Origin of the sequence: Bacillus sp. FSL R5-0447, assembly GCF_038606125.1 — a bacterium.
GTDB lineage: Bacteria > Bacillota > Bacilli > Bacillales > Bacillaceae > Bacillus > Bacillus velezensis.
Genome location: NZ_CP152012.1, coordinates 3,797,837 through 3,822,458, shown reverse-complemented (window position 1 = coordinate 3,822,458; position 24,622 = coordinate 3,797,837). Strand labels below are relative to the sequence as shown.

The 24,622-nt window shown below is 43.5% G+C and carries 19 protein-coding genes; 11 read left to right on the top strand and 8 right to left on the bottom strand.

Going from position 1 to position 24,622, the window contains the following annotated elements; genetic code table 11:
• Positions 1-13: 13 nt before the first annotated feature.
• From NYE68_RS19175 to NYE68_RS19165, 3 genes are all read left to right on the top strand, one after another.
• Entirely contained in the window at positions 14-1,162 is a 1,149-nt protein-coding gene (locus NYE68_RS19175) for a CapA family protein (RefSeq protein WP_007614174.1), read from the top strand.
• Positions 1,163-1,169: 7 nt separating this feature from the next.
• Complete coding sequence (locus tag NYE68_RS19170) at positions 1,170-1,331, top strand: hypothetical protein (RefSeq protein ID WP_003151344.1); 162 nt, start codon at positions 1,170-1,172, stop codon at positions 1,329-1,331.
• Between the two features lie 150 nt (positions 1,332-1,481).
• On the top strand, positions 1,482-2,717 hold the full coding sequence (locus NYE68_RS19165; protein WP_015418360.1) for a C40 family peptidase: 1,236 nt from the start codon (positions 1,482-1,484) through the stop codon (positions 2,715-2,717).
• Between the two features lie 38 nt (positions 2,718-2,755).
• Here the strand turns inward: NYE68_RS19165 and NYE68_RS19160 are convergent, their stop codons facing one another.
• The 3 genes from NYE68_RS19160 to NYE68_RS19150 all read right to left on the bottom strand — a co-directional run bounded on the left by NYE68_RS19160 (position 2,756) and on the right by NYE68_RS19150 (position 5,585).
• Complete coding sequence (locus NYE68_RS19160; protein WP_324636338.1) at positions 2,756-3,481, bottom strand: hypothetical protein; 726 nt, start codon at positions 3,479-3,481, stop codon at positions 2,756-2,758.
• Positions 3,482-3,586: 105 nt separating this feature from the next.
• On the bottom strand, positions 3,587-4,444 hold the full coding sequence (locus NYE68_RS19155; RefSeq protein ID WP_324636339.1) for a Cof-type HAD-IIB family hydrolase: 858 nt from the start codon (positions 4,442-4,444) through the stop codon (positions 3,587-3,589).
• Between the two features lie 154 nt (positions 4,445-4,598).
• Positions 4,599-5,585: an LCP family protein gene (locus tag NYE68_RS19150; protein WP_015418358.1), complete on the bottom strand. Its 987-nt coding sequence runs from the start codon at positions 5,583-5,585 to the stop codon at positions 4,599-4,601.
• 304 nt (positions 5,586-5,889) lie between these two features.
• Here NYE68_RS19150 and NYE68_RS19145 point away from each other — a divergent pair, with 304 nt between their 5' ends.
• Both NYE68_RS19145 and NYE68_RS19140 read left to right on the top strand, forming a co-directional pair.
• The gene (locus NYE68_RS19145) at positions 5,890-7,266 is read left to right on the top strand and encodes a sugar porter family MFS transporter (RefSeq protein WP_015418357.1); all 1,377 of its coding nucleotides are present in this window, start codon (positions 5,890-5,892) and stop codon (positions 7,264-7,266) included.
• 94 nt (positions 7,267-7,360) lie between these two features.
• A complete protein-coding gene (locus NYE68_RS19140) occupies positions 7,361-8,773 on the top strand; it encodes a bifunctional glycosyltransferase family 2 protein/class I SAM-dependent methyltransferase (RefSeq protein WP_077392091.1) in 1,413 nt (470 codons plus the stop codon).
• 3 nt (positions 8,774-8,776) lie between these two features.
• Here the strand turns inward: NYE68_RS19140 and NYE68_RS19135 are convergent, their stop codons facing one another.
• Genes NYE68_RS19135 through NYE68_RS19125 form a run of 3 tightly spaced genes read right to left on the bottom strand, consistent with a single transcriptional unit; the run spans position 8,777 to position 12,467 of the window.
• A complete protein-coding gene (locus tag NYE68_RS19135) occupies positions 8,777-9,907 on the bottom strand; it encodes a Ger(x)C family spore germination protein (protein ID WP_015418355.1) in 1,131 nt (376 codons plus the stop codon).
• Complete coding sequence (locus NYE68_RS19130) at positions 9,904-11,010, bottom strand: GerAB/ArcD/ProY family transporter (RefSeq protein WP_040238808.1); 1,107 nt, start codon at positions 11,008-11,010, stop codon at positions 9,904-9,906. Before NYE68_RS19130 ends, NYE68_RS19135 begins: the two co-directional genes overlap by 4 nt.
• Positions 11,011-11,015: 5 nt before the next feature.
• Positions 11,016-12,467 carry a spore germination protein gene (locus tag NYE68_RS19125; protein ID WP_095284715.1) on the bottom strand — a complete coding sequence of 484 codons (1,452 nt, stop codon included), beginning with the start codon at positions 12,465-12,467 and terminating at the stop codon, positions 11,016-11,018.
• A 217-nt stretch (positions 12,468-12,684) separates the two neighbouring features.
• Here NYE68_RS19125 and manA point away from each other — a divergent pair, with 217 nt between their 5' ends.
• On the top strand, positions 12,685-13,635 hold the full coding sequence (manA, locus tag NYE68_RS19120; protein ID WP_324636343.1) for a mannose-6-phosphate isomerase, class I: 951 nt from the start codon (positions 12,685-12,687) through the stop codon (positions 13,633-13,635).
• A 121-nt stretch (positions 13,636-13,756) separates the two neighbouring features.
• Positions 13,757-16,396: an N-acetylglucosaminidase gene (locus NYE68_RS19115; protein WP_324636344.1), complete on the top strand. Its 2,640-nt coding sequence runs from the start codon at positions 13,757-13,759 to the stop codon at positions 16,394-16,396.
• 125 nt (positions 16,397-16,521) lie between these two features.
• On the opposite strand, the gene NYE68_RS19110 is transcribed toward NYE68_RS19115, so the two are convergent.
• Both NYE68_RS19110 and NYE68_RS19105 read right to left on the bottom strand, forming a co-directional pair.
• Positions 16,522-17,691 (bottom strand): CDP-glycerol glycerophosphotransferase family protein, encoded by a 1,170-nt coding sequence (locus tag NYE68_RS19110; protein ID WP_324636346.1) that lies wholly within the window; start codon positions 17,689-17,691, stop codon positions 16,522-16,524.
• 32 nt (positions 17,692-17,723) lie between these two features.
• Positions 17,724-18,494, bottom strand: a complete 771-nt coding sequence (locus NYE68_RS19105; protein ID WP_007407501.1) for a WecB/TagA/CpsF family glycosyltransferase — start codon at positions 18,492-18,494, stop codon at positions 17,724-17,726.
• Positions 18,495-18,849: 355 nt separating this feature from the next.
• Here NYE68_RS19105 and tagD point away from each other — a divergent pair, with 355 nt between their 5' ends.
• From tagD to tagG, 4 genes are all read left to right on the top strand, one after another.
• Positions 18,850-19,239, top strand: a complete 390-nt coding sequence (gene tagD, locus NYE68_RS19100; protein ID WP_003151361.1) for a glycerol-3-phosphate cytidylyltransferase — start codon at positions 18,850-18,852, stop codon at positions 19,237-19,239.
• Between the two features lie 157 nt (positions 19,240-19,396).
• Positions 19,397-21,415 carry an alpha-glucosyltransferase N-terminal domain-containing protein gene (locus tag NYE68_RS19095; protein ID WP_060673961.1) on the top strand — a complete coding sequence of 673 codons (2,019 nt, stop codon included), beginning with the start codon at positions 19,397-19,399 and terminating at the stop codon, positions 21,413-21,415.
• A gap of 50 nt (positions 21,416-21,465) precedes the next feature.
• On the top strand, positions 21,466-23,628 hold the full coding sequence (locus NYE68_RS19090; protein WP_053574023.1) for a CDP-glycerol glycerophosphotransferase family protein: 2,163 nt from the start codon (positions 21,466-21,468) through the stop codon (positions 23,626-23,628).
• 154 nt (positions 23,629-23,782) lie between these two features.
• Positions 23,783-24,610: a teichoic acids export ABC transporter permease subunit TagG gene (tagG, locus tag NYE68_RS19085; RefSeq protein ID WP_095352600.1), complete on the top strand. Its 828-nt coding sequence runs from the start codon at positions 23,783-23,785 to the stop codon at positions 24,608-24,610.
• Positions 24,611-24,622: the final 12 nt, after the last annotated feature.

Here is a 24,622-nt window from a genome sequence, read left to right as displayed (position 1 = left end):
GGTGTGTCAAACGATGAAAAAACAATTAAGCTTTCAAGAAAAACTGCTGAAGCTGACCAAACAGCAGAAAAAGAAGACCAATCTTCACGTTTTTATCGCGCTGCCGATCGTCTTTTGCCTGATGTTCGTCTGCATCCTGACAGGGAAGGCGGAAACGCCGAGTGTGAAAAGAAATGCCGATGACCTTGTATCAGCCTCATTCGTCGGAGATATTATGATGGGCCGGAATGTCGAGAAAGTGACAAAGCATAAAGGCACGGAGAGTGTCTTCCGTTACGCAAAGCCATTCTTCGAAGCATCCGACTATGTGTCGGGGAACTTTGAAAACCCGGTTACATATAAAAAGAACTACAAAGAAGCAGAAAAAAATATCCACCTTCAATCAAACAAAGATGCCGTAAAAGTATTGAAAGACATGAATTTCACCGTTCTCACGGCAGCCAACAACCATGCGATGGATTACGGCCCTCAAGGAATGCGGGATACGGTTGAAGAGTTTTCAAAGCAAAATCTTGAACTTGTCGGCGCGGGCCTCACGCTGAAGGAAGCCGAGCAGAACATTTCTTATCAAGATGTAAACGGAATCAAAATCGCAACACTGGGTTTCACTGATGTTTCCGGAAAAGGCTTTGCAGCTAAACGAAATGCGCCGGGTGTGCTTCCGGCCGATCCAGAGCTGTTTATTCCGATGATTTCTAAAGCCAAAAAGAAAGCCGATCTTGTCATTGTTCAAACACACTGGGGACAGGAATACGATAATGATCCGAATGACAGACAGCGCCAATTGGCAAGAGCAATGTCAGATGCCGGAGCGGATATTATCGTCGGACACCATCCGCACGTGCTGGAACCGATCGAAATGTACCACGGCACCGTTATTTTCTACAGCCTGGGCAACTTCGTATTCGACCAGGGGTGGACAAGAACGAGAGACACGGCGCTTGTTCAATATCATCTGCAGAAAAACGGCACAGGACGCTTTGAAGTCACGCCGATGAATATTCATGAAGCGACGCCTGCGCCGGTTAAAAAAGGCAGCATCAATCATAAAACGATCGTACGTGAACTGACGAAAGAATCGAATTTCGATTGGAGCGTCAAGGATGGAAAATTAACGTTTGATGTGGATCACAGCGATATCTTAAAAAAGAAAGCGGAGTGAAAAACAAATGAAAATCATTAAAGCGGGATGGCCGTTTGCCGCGATCATTATGGTATTTATGTTTATGTCTGCGTTTAAATACAATGATCAGCTCACAGATCAGGAAAAACAAAAAATTGACACGGAAATGCAAAAAATTCAGCAAGAGGACACAGCGGGCGCAAAATAAGCGCATGATTCCGCTTGCCGGCATATTGTTTGTTCCGAATCCAGTAAAGAATGCCCATAACGGGCATTCTTTTTTTGTGTGCTCTCCTAAACATTTGTTAAAAGTTACCGATGTAAAAACTACAAAAAATGAGGAGAGTGAATAGAAAACATGCTCACAAGCTGGAGGAAGTACATCCTTGCCGGCCTTATGATTTGTCTTGTGGCACCCGCAGTAACGAGAACGGAAATTGCTGAAGCGGATTCTCAAGTTTCTGTCCTGATGGTTTCAGACGCGCAAAAACTTGTCGGAAATAAATATGTTTACGGAGGCGAAGAGCCTGAGGACGGTTTTGATCCGTCCGGATTGATGCATTATCTTTTCAGCAGGCAGAACATCCATCTGCCGAGAACGGTCAGTGATCAATGGAAAGTCGGAGCCGCCGTCAAAGAAAATGACCTTTTACCGGGAGATCTTGTGTTTTTCAAAAAGTCGGATTCAACACAAAACGCGCCCGTCCATGACGGTCTTTATATCGGAAACGGAGAGATGATACACAGTTCTCCGTCAGAAGGCGTAACCGTCACACGCTTTCAAAAAAGCAGTTATTGGATGAATTTATATCTTGGCGCAAAGCGGATTACAAAAGATCCGGAACTGGCTGATGACCCGATCGTTCAGGAGGCAGCCCGTTACCTCGACATTCCGTATGTATTCGGCGGAAGCACGCCCGAGGAGGGATTCGACTGTTCGGGGCTGGTCCAATATGTTTTTGAAAACAAGCTTCACATTTACCTGCCGAGATCAGCGGAACAGCAGTGGCTGGTCGGTGAGAAAATCAAACTGAGCGGCATAAAGCCCGGGGACGTGATTTATTTCAGCGACACGTATAAAAAAGGAATTTCCCATGCGGGCATTTATGCGGGAGAGGGAAGGTTCATCCAAGCAAGCCGCTCCGCAAAAGTCACCATTTCTTATTTGTCGGAAGATTACTGGAAAAAACATTTTACAGGGGTGCGCCGATTCAGCAATTTAGCCATTTCTAAAGAAAATCCCGTTGTGTCCACAGCGGCCGATCATATCGGAATTTCTTATCTGAAAGGCGGCGTTTCACCGGAAACCGGCTTTGATACGGCGGGATTTGTTCAATACATCTATCAAAAAGCGAAAGGAATCAGCCTGCCGCGTTATGCGGACAAGCAGATGCAGGCGGGCGTTCCGGTCGATAAACAAGATCTGAAGCCCGGCGATCTGGTCTTCTTTAAAGCGGAAAGCCTGAATCCGGCCATTTATATCGGGAACGGACAAGTGATTCATGTCACCGTGTCCGCAGGCGTTACCATAACAAATATGAACACAAGCGCTTATTGGAAGGACAAATATGCGGGCGGCATCCGGCTTCCGTAAAAAAAGACGTCAGAGAGTGTCTCTGACGTCTTTTTCTTTTACCGTTTCGGCGCTCTGTATCCGGCCGCTACCGCATCCTCTACGGAACAGAACATTTCCGCGGGATCTGTCGTCCGGTCGTAGTATGTACTTCCCGGCGTGTGATAAATGCCGTTCCGGCTGCCTTTAATGTCGCATCCCTTTGAGGTGCCGGCTGCTTTCGTTTCGGCATGTCCGCCGGAGGAAGGGGCGTTGTTTTGCGCCGTTTCCGTGTTTTCGGATGTTTTTGTTTCTGCTTTCTGCCGCTTTAAAGTTTTATTTTCTGACTGAAGCGTTTCAGCGGTCTTTTCGAGCTTCTTTTGTGAATTTTTTAATGTCTCATTGTCTTGTTTGAGTGATTTGTTTGTTTTTTTCAGCTCGCTTATCTCTTGGCTGAGTTTGCTGAGTTTTTCTTCATTGCCGGCTTCGGCTTCGGATTTCTCCTTTTCGGCCGCGGCACTGATGCTTTCATATTTTTTCTCAAGCGCCTGGTGTTCCTTCGTCAATTTTTGATAAGCGGTATCAAGGGTGCTGTATTTCTCCTCTGCCTTCACGGCCGAGGCGTCCGGCTCTGCGAGGGAGGCGCCGGTCAGAAGCAGGATAAATCCGCCGATGAGAAGGCGCCAAAACAGCTTTTTTGAAAAACGTTTTTCTTTTTTGGCAGCTTTGCATTTGAGGTGGAATATTCCGTATCCGACTGCGCAGAGAAAAGCTAAACATCCTATAATAGCGATTGCATTCGACATCATGAAACTCCTTTTTTCTTTATCTTACAATTTATTTTCATTTTTAGGAATTTCTTTTTTGGGAAACGTGAAAAGCCAGGCCGTGAAAGACCTGGCTTTTTCCTTTTATTGATCGTTGTCGAGAAGCCGGTTGATGAAATACGCGACGCCGTTTTCATCGTTGCTTTTTGTAATATACGTGCTTTTTTCCTTCAGTTCATCAATCGCATTGCCCATGGCGATGCGGTTTCCCGCCGCTTCAAACATGGAGAAATCATTCGGGCTGTCGCCGATGGCGTAAATATCCTGTTTTTCAATTCCGTACAGTGAGGCAAGCTCCGTCAGAGCACGTCCCTTTCCGGAACCGGTAGGGAGGATTTCGATAATGTGTTTTCCGGAAGATGTCTGGGATAATTTCGGATGATGTGTAATTTCTTCTTTGGCGTTTCTCAGTTTTTCCATATCAAAAGAGAAACAAAGAAGCTTGTAAACATGTTCGTCTCCGTTAAAAATCGCCTGTATATCCTGTACGGGTTTAATGCCGAATTGTTTGAACTGCGTCTTTGCGCCCTCCCATAATGTCTGAATATCTTCCTTGGGATTGGCGCTTTTCAGAATATCCAGTTCTGCCTGCAGTTTGGACTCGCCGTCAAATGGGGACAGCAGATGATCATCTGTATAGACCTCAAAGTAAATGTCTTTGTCCGTTAAATAAGCGGCGATATCCTTCCCGGCCTGCTGATCCATTAAGAGCCGGCTGACGAGGCGGTATCCTTTGTCATGGACTGTCCCGCCGTTTGCCGCAATGATCGGAATATCCAAATCCTTCAAGAGCGCTTTTACATCAAACGTGGCTCTGCCCGTGCAGATGGCCACGAGAATGCCCGCTTCATCCGCTCTTTGTAAAGCCGCTCTGTTTTCCGGAGAAATCACACTGTCCGAGTTCAGTAATGTGCCGTCTAAGTCAATGGCTATCAATTTCATATGTATGGATGCCCTCCTTAAAAATAAAGCTGCTTCATGTAGTATGTTCAGCTTTGTGCGAAATCAGCAGAAAGCCTTCAGTTAAAAGGCTATACCTTCATGTCCTTTTTTTCAACAGAAAAACGGCGGGATTTGCTAATCCCGCCGTGACGTCTTACGCGTTTAAATCATTTTTTAATTTCGTTTTCACTTCTTGAAGGTTTTCCTCATTCAGCTTGAAGTAATAAATATTTTTGCCGTACTGAGGAGTGTAAATATAGCTGTCTGAACCTGTCAGCTGCAAAGAATCCACCGATTTCAGCGATGTGATAAACGGGAACAGACCGATGGCGTCATTAAGAGATAAGTTCATTTTTAAGTTTTTCCCTAAGCTGTCGACGATATCGTCATAAGATGGGATCGAGCTTAACGATTTAGATTTTTTAATAATGGCGCTCAGCACTTCCATCTGTCTTTGTCCGCGCATCAGATCGGTGTCCGCTTTGCGTGTTCTTACATAAGCCAGTGCCTGCTCACCGTCAAGCGTCTGGACGCCCGGCTTCAGCACGACTTTTCCTTTTGTATCGACTTTAATACGATCGGCAACTTTCTGGCTTTTCACATTTACCGTAACGCCGTTCAACTCATTGACGACATCGCGGAACGCGTCGAAGTTGCTCTCAACCACATAATCTACCGGAATATCAAGCATGTTTTCTACTGTTTTATAAGTTAAATTATAACCGCCGTAAGCATGTGCGTGCGCGAATTTGTCATAGCCGTGTCCCGGGATGTTGACATAGGAATCCCGCGGAATGCTGAGCATCGTCGCTGTTTTCTTTTTCCGGTTGAAGGTGACGAGCACGTTGGCGTCACTTCTTGCGTCATCTACTGATTCGCCCTTATTGTCACGGGCGTCTATTCCTAAAAGCAATACGGTGAAAGAATCCTTCTTCGGGTCAAATTCTTTGATCCGTTTTACGGACTGGTCGCCGCGGTCAAGGCTGACGTGCGCTTCTTTGGTCGCATTATTCAATTTCACAAATGCGTAGGTGCCGACGGAACCGGCGATCACCAATAAGAAAGCGGCGAATACCAGTACAAATTTCACCCATTTTCTGAGGCGTCTTTTCTTTTTTCTGCGTTGAGATCGTTCTTCCATATCATTACCTCTCGTTTCTATTCTTTGTGAAGCGTACCATAATTGTTGACTTGGAGCAACTCTGCAAATGAGAAAATTCCAAATCTTTCTCTCTATTTCGACAACATCTACTGTTATTTTTGCATCAGGTTCACATTATATTGGACGGCAGGAAGCGGGAAATGTTTCGTCGCTTTGCAAAAAATAATTAGTAAAATAATGGATATTAACGGTGCGGAAGGTTTGAAACGGACGAAAACAGGTAAAAGAAGCAGTAGAACAATTCCGCGCGGATACAGCGTTGGATGAAGGGAGTCTACATAACATGAAAAGCATACACTCGAATAAATGGCTCTATTTTTTCGGCGCACTCGGCGGCGCGTTATACGGATATGATACCGGAGTCATTTCCGGAGCTATTTTATTTATGAAAAAAGAACTGGGACTGAACGCCTTTACAGAAGGCCTCGTCGTCAGTTCGTTATTGGCGGGGGCGATTCTCGGATCGGGATTCGCCGGCAAACTGACCGACCGGTTCGGCAGGCGGAAGGCCATCATGGGAGCGGCGCTGCTGTTTTGTATAGGCGGTTTAGGAGTCGCTTTTGCCCCGAATACAGAGGTGATGGTTCTTTTCCGGATCATTCTCGGACTGGCTGTCGGAACATCTACAACGATCGTTCCGCTCTATTTATCGGAGCTGGCTCCGAAGCATAAACGGGGGGCGCTTTCTTCGCTGAATCAGCTGATGATTACGGTCGGAATCCTCGTTTCTTATATCGTGAACTATATATTTGCCGATGCAGGCGCTTGGCGCTGGATGCTTGGACTTGCGGTTGTGCCGTCAGTCATTCTGCTGATCGGAATCCTATTTATGCCGGAAAGCCCGCGCTGGCTGTTTACGATCGGCAAAGAAGAGAAAGCAAGAGAAATCCTTTCATCATTGCGGGGAACGAAGAATATTGATGATGAGATTGAGCAGATGAAAGAAGCGGAAAAGGAAAACGAAGGCGGCTTGAAAGAATTGTTTGAGCCGTGGGTGAGACCCGCGCTGATTGCCGGCCTCGGACTTGCCTTTTTGCAGCAATTCATCGGGACAAATACAATTATTTATTACGCCCCGAAAACATTTACCAGTGTCGGGTTCGGCAATTCCGCGTCTATATTGGGAACGGTCGGAATCGGCGCCGTCAATGTCATCATGACGCTTGCGGCTATTAAAGTCATTGATAAAATTGGCCGGAAGCCGCTGCTGCTGGCCGGAAATGCGGGCATGGTCATCAGTCTGCTCGTATTGGCCGCGGTCAATCTTTTCTTTGAACATTCAGCAGCCGCATCATGGACAACGGTGATTTGTTTAGGCCTGTTTATCATTGTGTTTGCGGTCAGCTGGGGGCCTGCCGTATGGGTCATGCTTCCTGAATTATTCCCGCTGCATGTCCGGGGTATCGGGACGGGTGTCTCCACTTTGATGCTGCATGCCGGAACATTGATTGTCTCATTAACCTATCCGATGTTAATGGAAGCAGTCGGCATCAGCTATTTATTTCTCATTTATGCCGCGATCGGGATACTGGCATTCCTGTTCGTCCGGTTTAAAGTGACCGAGACGAAGGGGAAAAGCCTTGAAGAAATTGAGCAGGATCTGAAAAGCCGTAACGGAGGCTCGGGATCAGAATCAAATCGGCGGACAGTTCATCCGTAATATTCAGTTTTAGGGGGGCGGTTATTCACCGGCCCCCTCAAAACGGATGCCGAGCGGGCGCCCGGTCACATAAATGACGGGGATATGTCATACGTTGTATAAAGTCACGATAAAGGCGGGGATGCCGGTGAAAACGAGTATTATTATCCTTACATATAATGAACTTGAGCTGACGAAAAAATGTCTGGCCAGCATTGAACGATACACCGACAAAGATAAGATTGAACTGATTATAGTTGACAACGGTTCCTCAGACGGAACGAGAGAATACATATCAAATCTGCCTGACGTCAAAGTCATCCTAAATGAAAAAAACCTCGGGTTCGCCAAGGGGTGCAACCAGGGAATCGAAGCGGCAGGGGGAGAAAATCTGCTGTTTCTGAACAACGATACGATGGTCACGAAAAATTGGCTCACCTCCATGCTGAGGGTGCTGTATCAATCTGAAAAAACCGGTATGGTCGGGCCCGTCAGCAACTATGTCAGCGGCGCGCAAATGATCCATGACGCGTATCAATCGCTTGATGAGCTGGAGTCATTCGCGGAGGCGTATTGCGAACGGGAAAAGCATCATACAAAGCGGGTGCTGCGCCTTGTCGGTTTCTGTCTTCTGGTGAAAAGAAGCGTCATTGAAGACATCGGCCCGTTCGATGAACAATTCGGATACGGTTCTTTTGAAGATGATGACCTATGTCTGCGCGCCCTGCAAAAAGGCTACAGCCTGCACATCGCCCTCGATGCCTTTGTGCATCACCACGGTCACGCGACGTTTACGGCTAATCAGGATATCAATATCAATCAGTTATATTCGGAGAACCGCCAGCGTTTTACGGAAAAATGGGGCACTGATTTTACGTATTTTACTCATCCGAGACCGGAAATTGCGGAGCTCGTTCCCCGGGAGGCGAAACGGATACTTGATGTCGGCTGCGGCGCGGGAGCTACGGGGCTGGAACTTCAAAACAGACAGCCTTGCGAACTGTACGGAATAGAGCTGCACCCGCTGGCGGCGCAAGCGGCAAAAGGGCATTATAAAGCGGTTCTGCAGGAAGATGTCGAAGAAGTGAAGCTGCCTTATCCGGAAGGCTTTTTTGATTGCATCATTTTCGCGGACATCCTTGAGCACTTAAAAGACCCGTGGCGCGTCATTGAAACGTACTCATCCTATTTGTCGCCTGCCGGATCAATCGTTTGCAGCATTCCGAATATTTCCCACGCCGAAGCGCTGTTTCCGCTTCTGCTCGGTGACTGGACATACAGAGACGCCGGCATTCTCGACCGCACCCACTTGCGGTTTTTTACGCCGCAGACGGTGCGCACGCTCTTTCCGGAAGAGACATTTACTGTGAAAAAGCAGTCCTATACGTATGTTCACGTGGATGAGCGGGTGCAGCTGTTTTTACAGGAAATCACACGAATGGCGCAATCGATGCAATTTCCGGTGACACAGCTGCCCGAACAAAGCCGGATTTATCAGATTCTCCTCCGTGTCGAAAAAACAGGCTGAAGGCTACCGTCCCATCGTTCCGAAGTTGGTAATCTGAATGGAAACATCATAGTCAAAGGCCGCTTCGGAGAAGGTCTCATCCCAGTGATGCTTTACTTTCTTCCAATAGTCGGGATATTGAATGCGGACTCTGTCAGAAAAGAATACAGGGTCCGTTTCATATTGATTCTGCAGCTTATCGATGACTTCTTTCACATCGCTTTTCAGTTTTTTTTCGAAAATCTTTTCCAGCCCGTTTAAATAGTGCTGATCGAATGAATCTTCTCCGGCATATTGATCCTCTGACAAAAGTCCTTTTGTTTTTACCGCTACATGAAATGACAGCTTCCCGTTTTTCAGCCTGGGAGTGATGACGGATGTTGATTTTTTGATCTCGAAGGTAATCGGGTGCCCCCCTTTATCCAAAGCGGGCAGCACGCCGCCCCGTATCGTCCCCATCAGCCAATTCAGGCTCTGTATTTCGTATGATGACAGAAAGCCCGCCAATCTGTTTTGTTTTGCGTTTTTGATAATGGCCGCTCCGTCATACACCGTTTTTCCTTTTTGATTGCTGACGGCCTGAATGAGAAAACTGAGTTTATTATGGCAGTAAATCGAAGCTCTCCCGATTCGGAGCGGTTGTAAAATCTTCCCGTTGTAGCCGCCGTTGTTCGTAAGGTCGATCAGCTTTTCCGCGGCCATGGGCTGCTGCTGATTCGGCGTCGGCTCCGTCAGAATATCGGACGCTTTTCCTCTTGCCGCGAAGAGATAGCTGCTCCGCCTTAATTCATCATCGCGGATAAAATGATTCATCATCTGCAGGATATTTTGGTCGGCCAGCAATTTGTCGCTGAATATCAGCACTTTTAAGTGATCGCTGTAAACAGGCGGATCTTTTAAAGCGACTTCACTGACGGCTTCAAGAATGGTATCCCCCCGCGTCGTCACATTGACAAACACGGGCCGGCCGGAAGCCTGGCTGTTTTCGCTTTGGGGCAGCAGGTTTTGATAGGTTAATTTATATCGGCGGTCACTCGTCTCGTCTATCGCCAGCCCCCGGGCGAAAGACAGCTTTTCGACTTCCTTCGCGTCCCAGCATCCTGAAAGCGTCATCAGTATGAAAAGCGCCGCCGCCCATTTGATGAAAAGTGTCATGACGTCTGTTTCCTCCCAGCTATTTTTTTCATCCAGCTGACAAACCAGATGAGAAAAGGAATCATAATGACGGCAAAAAACGCATATCCGAGAATATTCGCGAATGCAAACACACTGTTGATATCATCGGGGTACATTGAAAGGCCGAATGTCATTGCCAATAAGCCTCCCAGCAGCCAGGCATTGTTTTTATTTTTCAGTTTGAAAATGGTGTTTAATCCGAGATGCGCTCCTTTAAAAGAACCGAGCATACAGGTGAACTGCTGGCATGTCCACGTAATTAAAAGAAAGATATCAAACCGCTCTATGAAAATGCCCCGGATTTCCAAGGCATGAATCAGGGATATGGTCGGATACGTCACCGTTTTGGCTTCAGCGACCGACATACAGCCGATGACGACAAGCAGCGTAAAGCTGTAAAAAATGCTCGCGCCAGCGATGCCGAAGACAGCCGCCTTTTTCGCCTGCTTCGGGTTTTTCATAAACGGCACCAGATAAAGAATCACCTCAAGTCCCGAAAAATACAGAAGGGTTTGCGGAAACAGCTCAAAAAAGCTTTTGTAGCCTCCTTCCATGACCGGGCGGACGAAATCCAGCTTAAAAAGTCTCAAACTGAATATGAGCAGCGTAATCAGGATGACGATCGCAATCGGAAACAGATAGGCATAAAGCTTTGAAATGGGATAGACCCCGCCGGTCACATGGTAAATGCCGACCGCCAGAAAGATGAATATGACGACACCCATCGGCGTATTTTTCAGTAAAAAGTAATTGATGACTTCACCGAGAAAACGGGCTTGAAAACAGACAGTGACGACAAAATAACAGCTGATGAATAAATTCAGAAGAGAACCGATGGCGCGGCCCATGATGCTTTGATTCAGCTCATAAATGGTTTCCCCGCTGTTTTTCTGCAAAAACGGCATAAAGAGCAGGACGATGCCGATAAACACGACACTCTGCACAAGAATAATGATCCATCCGCTCGGACTGTCCGCTGTTGCGGCGGAGCGCGGCAGTGTTAACACGCCCGCTCCGATCATTGTTCCGCTTACCATGAGAAGTGTCTGCATAAACGACAGCTTGTCTTCCGGTTTTTTCATGGGGATCACCTTTGCTTGATTTTATCTTTCGTCTCTTTTCTGGTCGGCCGTTTTTTCAAAAGAGGCGTCGGCAGTCTGACGATCGTATCTTTTAAGTCTTGGCCAGGCTGCGCCATGATCGGAATAAGATAGTCCTGACCGAAGCTTTTCAGACGCATCAGATGGCCGACGACAAGCAGATAGCACATGATCAGTCCGTATAAACCTAATATCGCCGACAAAATCATCGAAAAAATACGGATGAGCCTCAGCGGAAAATTGAACGCATAGGAGGGCGCCGTAAAAGAAGCCAACGCCGTAACGGATACGACAATGACCATCATCGCGCTGACAATATTCGCCTGAACGGCGGCCTGTCCGATCACCACGCCCCCGATCAGGCCGATCGTCTGTCCGATCGGCTTCGGCAGCCTGAGTCCGGCTTCTCTGATCATCTCGATCGTAAAAATCATTATGAACGCTTCAACAAAAGGCGGGAACGGGACATTCAATCTGCTTCCGGCAATCGTAACCGCCATTCTCGTCGGCAAGAGCCCCGTGTGAAACGTAACGAGCGATATGTAAAGGCCGGGTAAATAAATCGTGATTAAAATGCATGTATACCGAAGCAGCCTGAGAAAGGTAACCGGAACCCACCGCTGATTATAATCGTCAGGGGAGTGGATAAATTCATCAACGGTAGCCGGCACCAAAAGGGTAAAAGGCGTTCCGTCTACAAGAATGGAAACCCTTCCTTCCAAAAGAGCGCCCATAACCCGGTCGGGCCGTTCGGTCGTCAAGACGGTCGGGAAAATGGAATACGTGTTATCTTCAATAAGCTGCTCGATCGCTCCTGATTCCGGAATGTCGTCAATGGTGATGGACTCCAGTCTTTTCATCACTTCTTTTACAACATCATCAGGGGCAATATCCCGAATGTAGGCAACGGCGATCCGCTTTTTTGTCCGTTCGCCGAGTGTGATCTCTTTGATCTGGAGGTTGGGATCACCGGACTGCTCGCGCAAAAGCGCCGTGTTCGTCCGAAGCTTTTCGACAAAACCTATCCTCGGCCCCCGTTCAAGCACTTCTGAAGCCGGTTCTTCAATATCACGCATTTTAAATGTTTCCGTCTCAAACGAAAGAGCTTCCTCCCATCCCTCCGCCAGCAAAACCGATTTGCCGGAGAAAATGTCTGCCTCCGCGTCCTTAAGTGAAGAAAGCCGGGTATGACGATAGCCGAATGAGATGGATGACGGCGGTGTTTCAGCCGGTTCCTCTTGATGCCGGGCGGCCGCCTGAACGGGCGAAATAATATATTCTGCAAGCAATTGATTGTCGGTCAGTCCGTCTATATAGATAAGACAGGCGTCACATTTGCCGTTTCCGTACGTAAACGAATAAAACATCATGTCATCGCTTTGGCCGAACCGTTTTTTCAGCACTTCAAGGTTTTTGCCGAGCTCCGCATGTATCGTCACAATGTTCCCCCCTTTCCATCAGTTATTTTAATTTGCGACAAACAAGGCATTTTATTCTGGAATAGGAAATGACTGAGCATTCCGCCCCATCCGAATGGTATAATGAGCAGGTCAGCCATTTTATACATATTGTTTTTAACCGCGGCTCCCTCCGTGTTTAAAAAAAGACACAGGGGGAATGGGATATGAGCCGCTTTTTAAGGGGAGGGGAACGAACATGACGCAAGAGCCGATTTTTTTACAGCCTGTATGTAAAGAAAAATTATGGGGCGGCACGTTATTACGCGAACGATTCGGATATGACATACCTTCAGAAACAACCGGCGAATGCTGGGCGATATCAGCCCATCCGCACGGAATGAGCACGGTCAAAAGCGGTCCGTATCAAGGGAAAACCTTGGTGGAACTGTGGGATCAGCATAGAGAATTATTCGGCGGAACGGAAGGGGACCGGTTTCCGCTGCTGACGAAAATACTGGACGTCAAACAACATCTGTCCGTTAAAGTCCATCCTGACGATTATGACGCCGAGGAGCATGGACTGGGCGAAACGGGGAAGTCTGAGTGCTGGTACATTATCGACTGTAAAGAAAATGCGGAAATCATATACGGTCACACGGCCCGTTCGAAAGCGGAACTTGTCACCATGATTAACAGCGGTGACTGGGAAGGCCTGCTGCGCCGTGTGAAAATCAAACCCGGCGATTTTTATTATGTGCCGAGCGGTACCATCCATGCCATTTGTGCGGGGGCGCTCGTGCTTGAAACACAGCAGAATTCAGAGGCCGCCTACCGGATATATGATTACGGGCGTACAGATCAAAACGGCCAGGCGCGTGAGCTGCATATCCGCGATGCCGTCAACGCCGCCACCGTTCCTCATGTGGACGGATTTTTAGATGAATCAACTGAAACGAGAAAAGGCGTCACCATCAAAACCTTTGTGCAGGGAGAATATTTTTCTGTATACAAATGGGATATCAGCGGGACGGCGGAAATGACCCAGGACGCTCCGTTTATGCTGTGCAGCGTCACAGAAGGAAGCGGCTCCATCCTCTGTGAAGGCAAGTCCGCCAAGCTTGAAAAAGGCGCGCATTTCATACTGCCGGATCAGATGCCTGACTTTACGATAAACGGAGATTGCACGATCATCGTTTCTCATATATAAAACCAAACTTAATCCCAGCTCTGGGATTAAGTTTTTTTATATATATTTCACTTTAAAAATTGAAGCACTTTCCGATAAAAGTAGTAGTGTGATAGATAAATATAGAGAAGGAGGAGAGGTAATGAAAAAAAGTTTGGCTGCCGCAATGTTATTGTCAGCGGTTACTCTTGAATTTTTCACGATAACAGACTCAGTAAAGGCAGCTTATATTGACAATTCCATTTATCAGTTAGAAACAACACAAAAGTTTGCTTCTGAAAGTGAGGCTTCTCAGGCAGTTGCAAAATTGAAAAAAGATACCGGATGGAAAGCAGACTATCAAAAGAGCGGAACGTCTAAGAACTATCAAATATCTGCTTCAGGTCTGACAAGCGAAACGAATGCTAAAAGCGTACTAAGCGATTTTACGAAGCAGACAGGCATTAAAGGAACATCAAGTCCGACGGGCAGTAAGCAGCCCTATTATACTGCAGTTTCCGGCACTATTTCAGGTGAACAGCAGGCTAATAACTTGCTTGATAAAATGAAAAAGGAAACAGGATTAACCGGTACTGTTAAACCGAATGGTGTGAAGCAGCCTTATATAAGCATTGTTACATCTGAGCTGACAAGTGAGGCCAGTGTAAAGGCAGCTATTCAAGAGTTAAAGAAGCAGACTGGAGTCAATGCTAATTATCAAAAACTTGAACAGGAACCGGAGATCATTCAAATTCAATCCGGAAAAATTCAAGGAGAGAAAACAGCATCCCAAGTGAAAAGCAGTTTTCAAAAAGATTCTGGGCTGAATGCCACGTTAAACATGACTGATAAAGGCCAGTCTTACTACATTGTTACAACGAATTCTTTGATTAATAAAGCAGATGAGGCGAAAAGTCTTATCAAACAGCTTGAACAAAGCACAGGCGTCAAAAGCAGTTACAAAACCATCAATAATAAAAAAACTATCACATCGTATAATATAGAAACGGGTTATTTTAATGGACTGAGTATGGTTAAGAATGCCATCAGCCAAATAAAAAATAACACTGGAATTAAAGGGACCTACCAAAAGGTTGGGGCTACAAATAATTATTTTGTGAAAATGAAAGATGTCAGCCCGGAAAAACTAAAAAGTCTTCAAGCCTTTTTTAAGAAGAAAAGATGGCATATGACTTATACAGCTGTAAAAAAAACGTCAACACAAACAACTTATCAAGTGATAACAAATGCTGTAACAAACGCACAGGCAGATAAAGCAGTAAATTTTCTTAGCAGAAAAAAATTAAAATCATCAAAATCAAATTCAGGAAAAACAGCTGCTAATCAATATCAGCTGTTATCACAACAGACTGCTGACAAAACAAAAGTAACAAAAGGTTTAAACTCTTTAAAGAAAATCGGTATTAATGCAACTGCCAAATCTATAAAACAACCAAAAGGAATAACTTATAAAATTAAGACAGAAGCCTTGCTGGACACAGCTAAGATTAATCAAGTCAAATCTTTCTTCAAGACAAAAAAATTAACGGCAGTAAGTGAAAAAACCGGTAAATCCGCTTATACGCAATATCAAGTCACTGTTAGTGACTTATTAAATCAAAAAGATATAGATCGTGTGTTAACTTTTTTTAAAACAAATAATGCGAAAGGCAACGCCAAACAAAATGGCAAAAGCACATACACGCAATATAAATTAGTTACAGATCAAATCAGCACATCGTCGGCTTTAAACAAAGGACTGAGTTTCTTTAAGGCAAAGAACTTATCAGCAAGCTACACTACTAAAAACAATCCAATATACAGTATAGTGATTACTGAACAATTTACAGGAAAAAGCAATGCTGATAAGGCTGCAAGCAAAGTGAAGCAGCTTTATGGGTGGGCAGTTTCAAGTGTTGAGGTGAAAAGCGGTTCTCAAATAATGGAAACAAATTATAATATTACGATGAGTGAAATGGTCGCGAAGCAGTTAAAAGCGAACCCGCAGACGGATTCAAGTGCCTACGTATCTCTATCTTATATTAATAGTGCAAATTCTACCGTAACCGCAGATTTTCTTAATGTCAGGTCCACTCCAGAGGTAAAGAGCAATAATATTATAGGAACAGTGACAAAAGGTTATAAGGTTAATATCATTAGTGTAGAGAATAACTGGGCCAAAATTAAAATGGGTTGGCGGAAAGCAAGCGAGGAAGAAGTTTCCTACTATGTAAACCCCGCAAACTTTTCTGTGTCAGATAAAAGTTATTTTCAGTTTTTGAAGTTATCGAAATATGCAGGACTGACAGCATCAGAAGTCAATACGAAGATTTTAAAAGGGAAAGGAATTCTTGAAGGAAAAGGTGAAGCTTTTATTAAGGCAGCTGAATCTAACAGTATTAATGAGCTCTACCTGATTTCTCACGCTTTATTAGAGACCGGAAACGGTACCTCAGAGCTGGCAAACGGTGTGACCTATAATGGGAAAAAGGTATATAACATGTATGGCATAGGTGCATATGACGGAGACGCTGTGAACAAGGGTGCCCAATATGCATATAACCAAGGATGGTTCAGTCCTGAAGCAGCGATTACTGGAGGGGCCAAATTTATCGGACAGAGTTATATACACAATGCCGTATACAACCAAGATACCTTGTATAAAATGAGATGGGAGCCTTCTGTAAGCCACCAATATGCATCTGATATTGGTTGGGCGTATAAGCAGGTAAACAGAATGTACAGTCTCTATAGTCTGTTAGATAACTATCAGCTTTACTATGATATTCCTGTCTATAAATAAACGTGTTAAAGAGCTCGGAGTCATACTTCCGAGCTTTTTTCAATATTAAATTGGACAGATGTCTTTTTGTTTGTACGATTATTTTTAAGCACTATGGAGGCAATATAAATATATAAAACACCCGTTCAATTGTGTGAACAGGTGTTTTTGTATGTTATTTGTTCTTCTGCAAATTGGAGCAGTTTGCTGCTCGAATTCCCATCTGAATACATATTCCATTTGTCCGCGAACCGCTTCATTTCTTCTGCATGAAATGGCTTTTTCGTCATTTCCTCCAGAAGGGCTTCGCTGTCATGACAAGCCTTTCCGGGGATGACGGAAGTATAATTGTCGATTAAACCGCGCTTTTGATCATATTCTTCCAGATCATACGTGAAAAAGAAAATCGGTTTATTTAAGAGCGCGAATTCAAAAGGCACGGAAGAGTAATCCGTAATTAAAATATCAGCGGCTTTCAAGAGATCATGAAGACGCATGTCAGACACGTTCTTGATCAATTCGCTTTCAAACGAAGCCGAAATCTGATGCAAAACGGCAGGATGAAGCTTTACAAGCAGCATATACTCTCCGTTTAACGCGTTTGTGAGCTGTTCTCCGGTGAATGGCAGCCGAAAGGATTGCATATCATAATCCCTGAATGTCGGTGCGTACAGGATGATTTTTTTCGGCCATTTGTGCTTCAGTTCGGGCTTGTGTTCTTCATAATAGACGTCAGTCAGGGGGACACCCGTTTTTAACAGCTGGCCGTCCCGTATGCCGAACGACTTTTTAAAAACGTCAGCCATCGCGTCTGAACCGACGGTGACAAAGTCAAACGAGCGGTACACTTTTTTAAACCGGCTGATATCTGATGCCGGACGGTTTTGATTCGTCACATCCTCAAGGCCGAACTTTTTCAAAGAGCCGTTCGCATGCCACACCTGAATGCATGTCGTTTGCGGCCGGCGGTTTAAGACGCTTGTCATGAGGAAATAGTTATCCGTTATCACCGCTTTGCTCTTAAAAAGGATCAAAACCGCCTTCAAAAGATGCAGCGGATGTTTTTCGTTCAGATAAAAAGAGCCGATACCTTCCAGCTCTTTTTTCAGACTGACGGCATGTCTCGTATACAAAACCGTCATTTCATAAGAAAGCGATTCAGCGTGCGCTTTGTAAGAACGGATGAGAGCCTGCGCATTCTCTTCAAAAGATACCAGCAGGGTCAGGTGGTTCTTGGGCTTTACAGGCTTGAACAAAACGCCGAGAACAGACAGATATATAGAATAAAAAGCGGCGAATAAAGATCGCAAGTTCATAGATTACCAATCTCTTTTGCTGTTTTATTTGTTTAAAGCTGTTTCGTTTGATCTTCTGCCTGCTTGGAATACAGGCTTTTATTTGATTTATTATTTCTCAAAACGGTAAAAGCATACTTCGGAATGTTCAGCATCCTTTTCCATCTCCACGGATTCGTCACCAGTCTGTACAGCCATTCCAGATTCGTTTTGATCATCCATTCAGGGGCGCGTTTCACCGTTCCGCTGAACACATCAAAGCTTCCGCCCAAACCGATCGATACAGCCTGAGGGAAAAGATGTTTGTATTCATAAATAAATTGTTCCTGATGGGGATATCCTAAGGCGACAAACACGAGATCGGGTTTCGCCCGGGAAATCTGTTTGGCGACGAAGCGTTTATCCGCTTCATAACCGTTGCTGGCTCCGACAACCTCAATATTCGGATACTCTTTGCTGATCCGGTTCAAAACGGCGTCAAGCACGTCTTGCTTAGCTCCGTATAAAAATATTTTTTTAGACTGCCGGTTTGCGAGGCCGAGCAGCGCAAGAAACACATCGAATCCCGCAATTCTTGATTTCAGCGGGTGCTGCGTCAAACGTGACATTAACACGACGCCGATACCATCCGGCAGGACGAAATCCGCGGAAGAAATGACTTGATGATAACCTTTGTCTTTCGCCGCAGCGTATCCGATCTCAGGATTGACCGTCGCAATGACGGCTCCTTGCTTCTGTGCGATATAATAAGTGTCTAAATATGAAATAAACTCCTGTAAATTTCCATTAACATAAGAAAGGTTGTGCACCATTTCAGTCTGCATCTGCCGTCCTCCTTTTTGTACGGGATTTTCTTTCACTTTTTCGTGAATTAGGCTAAGCTTTATTTTAACATAATACCTTCAGATAAACTTAACAATAGTTTTACAAAAATATAAATAAGATAACAATTTCTTTAATCATACGCGCAAAAACCCTGCTAAACTCCTATTGTAATAACATTTGTTAATAAGTGGAATGTAACTTCGTTTTACATTGGCTTAACCTTTTCAGGGCTATGTGATATAATGAGGTTCCATGAGTACGAAATTGGCACTTTAGTGATTAAGGATACAGCTGCGCAGCATTTCAGAGCAGTTGCTTGTTATACGTATGATGATAGAAAGGAGCTTTTGTTTCATGAAGAAGGTCATTACTTACGGAACGTTTGATTTACTGCATTGGGGTCATATTAAACTGCTTGAGCGCGCAAAGCAGCTTGGAGATTACCTTGTTGTTGCCATCTCAACAGACGAGTTTAACCTGCAAAAACAAAAAAAGGCCTACCACAGCTATGAACACAGAAAGCTGATTCTGGAAACGATCCGTTATGTCGACGAAGTCATTCCGGAAAACAGCTGGGATCAAAAAGTACGTGACGTAGCGGATCACAACATCGACGTGTTCGTAATGGGAGACGATTGGGAAGGCAAATTCGATTTCCTTAAAGATCAATGCGAAGTCATCTACCTCCCTAGAACCGAAGGCATTTCCACCACACAGATTAAAAAAGAAATTGCCGGGGTGTAATACGGAATTATTGAATGTATGAACTGTTCAAAGTACTTCTTATTTGCTGATAAGGAGTACTTTTTGATGCTTAAATAGGTTTGTTATAATAATCTGAGGGAATAGTATTATTTTGCAGTGTTTTACTAAATTCCATATGGTGAAAGGGAGAAAAAATTTGTCCAATCAGCCTATTAACGATAATAATGAGCTTCCCGATATGATGTATTATTTTATCTCAGGAGGCCTCCCGGATGATTACGGAGGTCTGACCAAATCACTATTATTGCGTTCTAAACTATTCGGAGAAGAGAGTCAAAAGAATACCGCCTTTCTTACTTTTAAATTTGATTTGGAATTTCGGAGAAAAAAAAACGAACTCTTTGAAAGAAAGAAAACGGACCCTCAATATACACAAGTTATCAACATGTACGATGACTTTTTAAGTAAAAGAACAAAAGGCAAGCGGATTTATTCGGAGAAAATTGAGCTGAATCAAATAAAAAAACATGTCAGTAAGGGGAAAGTAAGCAAAACTATCTCAAAAATGTTCGGAAAATCATCAAACGATTATAATCTTTCCTATTATTCAGGCAGTGATGACGTGCGTTACGTAGATTACCTGAATGATGAAAAACAAGTAATCAAAAGGGAAGAATACAATAAAGAAGGAAAACCCGTCATTGTCTCTCATTTTGATACAAAGACGAATCAAATCTTCCTTCAGGAGTTTATCAACAACGAAAATGTCGTTTATCTGGAAAAGCACTTCATGTGGGATGACCAAAGTGAAGCAGTCAAATTCACACATTTTACTTGGTACTCAGAAGAAGACCCTTTAACATTTAAGGATGAATTTGAGTTGCGCAGGCATTGGATTGATATTCTCCAAAAAGAAAACGATCGGCCTAAACTATTTCTGGTCGACAGCAGACTACAGGATAAACATGTCTTCAGAGTGAAAAAAGCGCCGTCATCTTATTATGCCGCGATTATTCACAATAAACATTATGGTGATAATAAGTTCCAGATCAAAGGACGCTATAAAGAACTTTTCGGTCAAATAAATAACCTTGATGCCGTATTTTTTATCACTGAGGAGCAGATTGCAGATTTCAGTTTGATTTCAGGGGAAAAAGAGACATTCTTTTTTACGCCGCATACGATTAATAAACCGCTTGATGAAGAGGTTTTGAAAGTTCCGAGCGAACGAAATAAAGCGGTTATTATCTCTCGGATTGTACCAATGAAAAACCTGACGCATGCCGTTAAAGCGTTCAAACTTGTTGTAAATGAAATCCCGGATGCGAAACTGGAAATATTCGGTTCTGGAGGAGAAACAGAGAAAATCAAAAAGGAAATAAAAGCTCAAAACCTCAAGAATAATGTATTGCTGAAAGGCTACACGAACAACCCTGATTACGAGTTTCAAAAAGCGTGGCTGACAATTTCAACTTCTCACTTTGAAGGTTTCGGTCTGTCCAATATGGAAGCATTGAGCAATGGATGCCCGGTCGTAACTTACGATTACGATTACGGTGCCAGAAGCTTGGTAGAAGATGGAGTAAACGGCTATGTAATTGAACAATATAATATAGAAAAGCTGGCTGAGGCCATTATCTCTTTAATGAGAGATGACAGCACTCACAAACAATTTTCACGTCTAGCCTTTAAAATGGCGGAGAAATACTCTAAACCAAACTATATTAAAAATTGGTCATATGCTCTTTTCAAAATGGTTGAAGTGAGAAAAGAAAAGGAACGGCTTGCTGAAAAAGTCGGTTCTAAAGAACACCCGATCACATCTTTTGAAAAAAATGCCAACGGATTAGCGATCAGCGTTTCAGTGTCTGACCAGAATGATGCATTTGAAAAAGTCCGAATGGTTGGGATTGATCGGAAAAACAAATCTGAAATCATATCCGTATCCGCTGATCAACCGGCTCAGCCATTTTATATAGATTTTGAAAAGGACATCCAAAAAGAAAAAATTGACGCAAATCATACTTCGGTTCTTGACTTTTACATTCAATATATAACAGCTGACCATATCCGTATTCTAAGAAGGGTATCCAGCCGTGAAGTCAATTTCGGCGAAAAAGATCGGTTTATGAATAACGGATATACTTTCGAACCTTATACGACTGTGAAAGGGAATTTCTCTATTAAATTAAACAAAAAGGATCACATCGATTAAGTGAAATCGGTTAAGTGAAGAGCTTTAATTCAGAGGAGCAGAAAATAAGTATGGATGAAAATACCGTGAGCAAATGTATTTTGAAAAGCTTAAAAAATAATGTGGGAGACCTGGCACTCTCTATTTCACTTGAAAGCGAAGAACCGTTAGCTGAGGAAGTGAAATGTTATTTAAAATTAAAAGAACGGCGTTCCGGAGCCGAGGATGTTGTTATTTTAGAGAAAGAGAGCCCGGCTCAATACAGTGCATCAATTAATATTCACTCGTTTCCTGAACCTTTAGAAATGGGACAGACTTATGATTTTTATGTGGTACTGGGGGAACCGGCAGCGGAAGAAGAACAGCCGAAGCAGGTGCGTTTAACCGTGGAAGCTGAAGCGATTGAGCGTGCCTACCACCTTGATCATACGACTGAGCTGTTAATTTTACCTTATACAACTGATAAGGGCAATTTCTCTTTAAAGGTAAAAAGAGAAGCAAAAATTGTGAAGTTTGATGAGATTCAGCTGAAGGCAGAAGAGATTATAATTTCAGGGTATGCAGGATATCTAAGTTCGGAGAATCAGCTTTCAGTTAAAAACCTGCAATTTGTCATTAAAAAAGGGGGAGAAGATCCCGTAGAGAAACATTTCCCTATTAAAATGACGAAAAAAACGGAGAATATTGAACAGCTTCGGGAAGATGCATTCACCCCTGAAATTTTTGATTTCCAAATAAAAATTCCATTAAAAGATATTCCTTATTCTCTGGAAAAACGATTTGTCTACCGTATGTTTATGGAGTTTCATTGTGAAAACGACGAAGCTGAACCTATTGTTCTCAGCAGCACTCCGCTTGTGCTCGGAGACAGAAAAAATAAACTGAAAGGCCTCATAAGCGTTGTGAATAAAGACAGCGGACCGGTCAGGTATGAGGTATATAAAAAGAAGAAAAAGCAGACTGTTTGTATCCGTGTGAACGACTACAGCCTGAAAACAAGGATGAGATACTTCATAAAAGGGAAGAAAAAACGTTTCATTTCCAAAATGAAAAAACTGAAAAAACGCAGAAATTCCCTCATTACGAAAGGTTATAAAGTTGTTTTCAGAATGGCGAGCAAAATGCCTGTTAAAAGCAAGACCATTATTTTTGAAAGCTTTAACGGCAAACAATACAGCTGTAATCCGAGAGCCATTTATGAATACATGCAAATCAATCATCCGGAATATAAAATGTATTGGAGCGTAAATAAACAGTATGCAGCGCCTTTTAAAGAGAAGGGCATTCAATACATTAACAGGCTTTCTATCAAGTGGCTGTTTGCTATGGCGCGGGCAGAATATTGGGTCGTCAACAGCCGTCTGCCTTTATGGATTCCAAAGCCGGAACATACAACCTATCTTCAAACATGGCACGGCACGCCTTTAAAAAGACTTGCAATGGATATGGAAGAAGTTCATATGCCGGGTACTAATACGAAAAAATATAAAAGGAATTTTATTAAAGAGGCATCCAATTGGGATTATTTAATTTCCCCTAATGCCTACTCGTCTGAGATATTTGCGCGCGCCTTCCAATTCGATAAAACTATGATTGAATCAGGCTATCCGAGAAATGATTTTCTTCATAATGACAATAATAATGAGACAATCACAGCGATAAAAAGAAGGTTAAACCTGCCTGAGGATAAGAAAATTATTCTTTATGCGCCGACATGGAGAGATGACCAGTTTTATGCTAAAGGGCGTTATAAATTTGACCTTGATTTAGACCTGCATAAATTAAGGGAAGAGCTCGGGGATGAATATCTCGTTATTCTGAGAATGCATTATCTTGTGGCCGAAAATTTTGACCTCGGTCCGTTTGAAGGGTTTGCTTACGACTTTTCTGCACACGAAGATATTCGGGAATTGTATATGATTTCAGATCTGTTAATTACCGATTACTCTTCTGTATTTTTCGATTTTGCAAATCTAAAACGCCCGATGCTGTTTTTTGTTCCCGATATTGAAACATACCGGGATAAACTCAGAGGGTTTTATTTCGATTTTGAGAAAGATGCTCCTGGTCCGTTAGTGAAAACGACAGAGGAAACGATCGAGGCAATCAAACATATTTCATCACCGGATTATCAGCACCCGGTTTCATTCAAACCTTTTTATGACAAATTCTGTTATCTTGAGTCAGGACATTCTTCTGAGAAAGTCGTGAAAATTGTGTTTGAATCTGAATAATAGAAAAACCCCTTTGTATCAAGGGGTTTTTCTATTATGATTTACAAACCTTTTAGCAGCATTTGCATGCGGCTTGAAAGTGAAAAAAAATTTGATTTCTGGTACAATTATCAGCGATGCTTTATAAAATCAAATCAACCTAAGGAAGATTAAAATGAATGCTGTAGTGAAAATACTAAAAGAGCAAGTAACATCATTTCCTTTAATCATGCGATTAGCGGCCTATGAAACAAAGTCTAAATATCAAATGAATTATTTAGGCGTTTTATGGCAGTTTTTAAATCCTCTTATTCAAATGCTCGCCTATTGGTTTGTTTTTGGATTGGGGATCAGAAAAGGGGGGCCGATGGCTACAGGTGCCGGAGAAGTGCCTTTTATTCTGTGGATGCTTGCAGGTCTGATACCGTGGTTTTTTATAAGCCCGACAATACTGGACGGATCAAATAGTGTATTTAAAAGAATTAAAATGGTTGCTAAAATGAATTTCCCAATCAGTTCTTTGCCGTCTGTCGCCATCGCTTCTAATTTGTTCAGTTATGCAATTATGATGGTGATCTATATCATTGCATTGCTCGCCAGCGGAATCTATCCGAGCCTTCATTGGCTTCAATATATTTATTATTTTGTTTGTCTGATGGCTTTCTTATTTTCGTTCAGCTTGTTTAATTCGACAATCAGCGTGCTGATCCGAGACTATCAGTTTCTTCTGCAGGCAGTGACAAGACTTTTGTTTTTCCTCCTGCCGGTTTTTTGGGATATTAACTCAAAGCTGGGGGCAGCTCACCCGGAATTGGTTCCTGTCTTGAAGCTGAATCCGCTTTTTTATATAATTGACGGTTTCAGGAACAGCTTATTAGATGGTCAGTGGTTCTTTCAAGATGTGAAATATACAATGTATTTCTGGCTGTTCACCTTATTTTTGTTAACAGTCGGTTCTGTTTTACACATGAAATTCAGAGATAAGTTTATTGACTTTCTTTAATACGTAAGGAGA